Below are 3,363 nucleotides of genomic sequence, written 5' to 3' on the forward strand. Positions count from 1 at the left end.
TCCAGCCACGGCTCGGCGAGCTGGCGGATCTCGGCGTCGTTGATCAGGATGCGCTGCATGATGCGCGACTTGAGCTGCGCCTCTTCGTTGTCGAGCTGCTTCGCGCTGGCAGCGTGCTTGAGCTGCGAGATGAGCAGCGCGCAGGCGCCTTCGAGCTTGACGACCTGGTCCCAGTCGCCGCCGCGGGCCGCTTGCAGCATGTCGGCGCTGGCTTGCTCGATGGCCTCGTAGTAGTGAAGCAGAGCTTTGTTCATGGGGTCTCCAGAAGCGAAGGAAGGCGAGGCGGTCCGCATGCGGTCAGCCCGGCTCATGCCGCTGCCTTCTGGCCCATTTCGGACCAGGCCTTGCTCAGGGGTTCGATCAACTGGGCGCACTCGGCGATGGCCGCCTCGTCGCTGTGCCGGTTGGCATAGGTGAGGCGCACGGTCACGTAGGCGTAGAGGTCTCGCAGGTCGGCTGCGAGGGAGCCGCCGGCTTCGAGGTTGAGGCCGGCACGCAGGCCTTCGTCGATGATGCGCACGGCGCGGCCGATGGCCTCGCCCTTGGCTTCGATGTTGCCTTGGCGGATGGCGCCACGGGCCTGAGCGAAGGTGTCCAGCAGTCCTTCGAACAGCATCTCCACCAGGCGGTGCGGCGAAGCACCATCCACACCGGTGGTGACGTGCACTTGCTGGTAGGCGCCGAGCTGGCGCTTGGTCGGGGCAGAGAAAGCGGCTGAAGCGAACATGGCTGTTGGGCTTGTAGCGTTGGTCAGATGCATTGTTATCGGTACCACCACCGCACTGCTTTAGCCTGCGTTCACCTCAGAACAGCAGGTGTTTTCCAGCGCTCAACCGGGCACCCCGGGCGAGCGCGGGCCTCAAGAACTCTTGTTCCACGCCGCCACCTGGTTCGTGATGTAGGTGTTGAGCGCGGTCAGCTTGGACATGTTGGTGTCGAGCGAGGTGTATTGCGCGCGCAACCGCTTCTCGGTCAATGCCAGGCGGTCGGTCATGGTGTCCTGCTGCTTCTGGTTCAGCGACAGGATGGTGTTCAGGCTGGCCGTCTTGGTGGTCAGCGAGCCATCGCTGCCGAGGATCTGGTCGCCGAAGATGCGCAGCCGGGTGGCGATGCCGTTCAGGTCGGGATCGGTCGGGTTGGGCCGGGCCACGCTGGTCGAGAACAGCTTCTTCACCTCGATCGGATTGGCATTGAGCGCGCTGGTCAGCTTGGTGTCGTCGATCTTGAGCGTGCCGTCGGCCTGCAGCGCTACGCCCACCGAACTGAGAGTGGCATACACGCTCGAGGCGGGTGAGCTCGAGGTCACCAGGCTGCGCAGTTGGCGCTGCAGCGACACGGCGGTGCTGTCGCCCTGCAGCTTGCCGGCCGTCTTGGTGGCTTCGTCGTACTTGGTCTGCGTCGACAGCATCTTGGCCAGCGTGTTGTAGCTGTCCACGAATGACTGCACCGAGGTCTTGAGCGAGGCGTTGTCCTGAGCGACCGAGATCTGCGCGGAGCTGTTGGCCTTGCTCAGGTTGATCGTCAGGCCCTGGATGGTGTCGGTCAGCCGGTTGCCCGAGGTGGTGACGGCCAGCCCATTGATCGTCACCTGCGCATCACCAGGCGGCTGCGTCTGCGTCATGGCGCTGGTCCCGGCATCGGGGTCGAAGCCGAAGGCCGACGCGCCGCCGTCGCCGCTCAGCCGGAAGGCGTTCGCCGAGCCGGGGTTGGTCGAACTGATGATCAGGCGCGAACCCGTGGTGTCGTTGACGATCACCGCCGAGACGCCTGCACCGGCGGCGTTGATCTTGTTGCGCACGGTGGCCAGCGAGTCGGTGGGGCTGATGTCGATGCTCATCGCCGCCAGGTTGGGCTGCGGTGCAAACCCGGCCTGGCCGAAGCTGCCGATCTCCACCCGCAGGGTACCGGCGCCCACGAGCGCATCGGCCGAGGCATAGGTCTGGCTGACGGTGGTCTGGGCGGTGGCCAGCGCACCCACGCTGATGGCGTAGTTGCCGGCCACGGCGCCCTCGCCTGTCGCCACCTGGATGGCGGTGGCGTCGGACGAGGTGGCGGTGGTGACGCCCCAGGTGCTGGCTCTCGTCAGGGCGAGCGAGGAGTCGCGGAGGGTCGACAAGGAAGACTGGAGTTGGCCGAATGCGGAGATCTTGGTCTGGATGGTGGACGCGGCCGCCTGCAGCCGAGTGATCGGCTGCTGCTCGATCGACATCAGCTTGGTGATGATGGACTCGACTTCAAGGCCGCTGCCGAGACCGGTGGAACTAATCGTCGCCATGGCACACCTCCTTCTTTCCAGCCCCTATCGCGAGACAAATCTCACGAAACGAGCCCACAAACGCAAACACGGAATATCCAAGCAAGCCCGGATATCCCGTTGTCGGCGGCGATTGCCGGAACTTGAGCCCGGCGCTGTACTTTTTTACCGCTGCAGCAGCGTGAGAACTTGCTGCGGCAGCTGGTTGGCCTGGGCGACCATCGCGTTGCCGGCCTGCTGGAGGATCTGGGCACGAGACAGGGCGGCGGTTTCGGCTGCGAAGTCGGCATCCATGATCCGGCCGCGAGCGGCGGACAGGTTCTCGGCGAACACCTGCAGGCTGCCGATGACGGAGTCGAAGCGGTTCTGGGCGGCACCGAAGCCGGCGCGCGCGGTGGTCACGCTCATGATCGAGTTGTCGAGTTCGGTGATGGCAGCCAGCGGCAGCGTGTTGTCGGTGCCGGAGATCAGCTGGGCCTGCACACCGGCCACCACGGCGGTCAGGTCGACCGAGCTCATGGTGATGGTGTCGGTGGCATCGGTGCCAGCGCCCACCTGGAAGGTGAACGGGCCGGCGGTGCCGTCGAACAGCACCGTGCCGTTGAACTTGGTGCCGGTCACGATGCGCGAAACTTCTTCGGTCAGCTGGGCGAACTCAGCCTGAAGGTTGTCGCGGTCTTGCGAGTTGTTGGTGCCGTTGGCCGACTGCACGGCCAGTTCACGCATGCGCTGGAGTGCATCGCCGATCTTGCCGAGCGCGCCTTCAGCCGTTTGCGACAGCGAGATGCCGTCGTTGGCATTGCGGGCGGCGACGTTCATGCCGCGCACCTGGGCGTTCATGCGTTCCGCGATCGCCAGGCCGGCGGCGTCGTCCTTCGCGCTGTTGACGCGCAGACCGGACGACAGACGCTGCATGGCAACCGCCAGCGAGCCCTGCGAGGTGGAGAGGTTCCGCTGAGCGTTCAGCGAAGCGAGGTTCGTATTGATGGTCTGGGGCATGTTGCACTCCTTCAAGAATGATCGACCTCCGGCCCATGCCGGCGTTTGGCTCTGCAGACGCGTGGTCTTTCATTCCACTGTGACTGCCGACTTGAAGTCCGCGCGGGTTT

4 protein-coding genes are annotated in these 3,363 nt (G+C 65.1%); all 4 read right to left on the bottom strand.

All coding sequences use genetic code 11. The features are described 5' to 3' along the window. Positions 1 to 254, bottom strand: a 254-nt coding sequence (locus VFL64_RS03255; protein ID WP_489538949.1) for a flagellar protein FliT, incomplete at its 3' end; no start/stop codon positions are given. A 53-nt stretch (positions 255 to 307) separates the two neighbouring features. Then, complete coding sequence (gene fliS / locus VFL64_RS03260) at positions 308 to 727, bottom strand: flagellar export chaperone FliS (protein ID WP_489538950.1); 420 nt, start codon at positions 725 to 727, stop codon at positions 308 to 310. Between the two features lie 132 nt (positions 728 to 859). Next, a complete protein-coding gene (fliD, locus tag VFL64_RS03265; protein WP_489538951.1) occupies positions 860 to 2,275 on the bottom strand; it encodes a flagellar filament capping protein FliD in 1,416 nt (471 codons plus the stop codon). Positions 2,276 to 2,419: 144 nt separating this feature from the next. Next, entirely contained in the window at positions 2,420 to 3,253 is an 834-nt protein-coding gene (locus VFL64_RS03270) for a flagellin N-terminal helical domain-containing protein (RefSeq protein ID WP_489538952.1), read from the bottom strand. Positions 3,254 to 3,363 lie beyond the last annotated feature (110 nt).

Origin of the sequence: Rhizobacter sp., assembly GCF_035702065.1 — a bacterium.
GTDB lineage: Bacteria > Pseudomonadota > Gammaproteobacteria > Burkholderiales > Burkholderiaceae_C > Rhizobacter.